Genomic DNA, 1012 nt, shown 5'->3' with positions numbered 1-1012 from the left:
CCGCTCGACCTGCTCGGCGCCCACCCCTGGTACCAGTCGCTGCCCAAGGCGCGGCAGATCGAGGTCGGGCGACACCGCCTCACCGCGATGGTGAACCGAGAGCGGCTTGAAGATCACCGTCTGGGACGAGGAGCAGCTCGCCGCAGACGGTTTCGGGGGCATCGCCGCGGTCGGCCAAGGGTCGGCCACGCCGCCCCGGTTGATCCGGCTCGACTACACGCCCTCCAAAGCGGGGCGGAAGGTCCCGACGGTGGTGCTGGTCGGCAAGGGCATCACCTTCGACACCGGTGGTCTCAACATCAAGCCCGGCGACGGCATGGTCAACATGAAGCGGGACATGACCGGCGGCGCGGTGGTGCTCGCGGTGATGACTGCGCTGGCCGAGGTCGGCTGCCCGGTCAAGGTGGTCGGCCTCATCGCCGCAGCCGAGAACGCGATCTCTGGCACTGCTCTGCGTCCCGGTGACGTGATCACCCACTACGGCGGCCGCACCTCCGAGGTGACCAACACCGACGCCGAGGGCCGCCTCGTGCTGGGTGACGCGATGGCGTACGCAGCGGACAAGATCAAACCAGACGCCTTGGTCGACATCGCCACCCTGACCGGAGCGATGCGAGTGGCGCTCGGGCAGACGATGGCCGGCTACTTCGCCGACGACGACGCGCTGGCCGCGCAGCTGGCCGAGGCCTCCGACATCTCCGGCGAGACCCTGTGGCGGATGCCGCTGGTCGCCGACTACGAGGACAAGCTCGCCTCGAAGGTCGCCGACGCCGACAACGCCCCTGGCGGGCCCGGCGCCATCACCGCCGCGCTCTTCCTGCACCACTTCACCGGCGGCGTCCCGTGGGCCCACATCGACGTGGCCTGCGGCGACGCCTACGCCGACGTCCACGAGCTCACCCCCGGCCCCACCGGCTACCGACTCCTACCGTCCGGCCATCTTGGCGCTGATCGCCTTCTTCGTCATCGGGGGCGCACTGCTCGCCCTGGTGAACACCGCGAAGGGCATCGA

General features: G+C 70.0%; 1 protein-coding gene. It reads left to right on the top strand.

Annotated features, from left to right (window positions below; genetic code table 11):
• Positions 1-106 precede the first annotated feature (106 nt).
• A partial coding sequence (locus ABZZ22_RS27025; RefSeq protein WP_354938674.1) for a M17 family metallopeptidase occupies positions 107-1012 on the top strand: 906 nt, incomplete at its 3' end.

Source organism: Nocardioides sp. NPDC006273 (genome assembly GCF_040613495.1).
GTDB lineage: Bacteria > Actinomycetota > Actinomycetes > Propionibacteriales > Nocardioidaceae > Nocardioides.
Note: the sequence above shows the minus strand (reverse complement) of the source record. Positions and strands in the feature narration are given on the sequence as shown.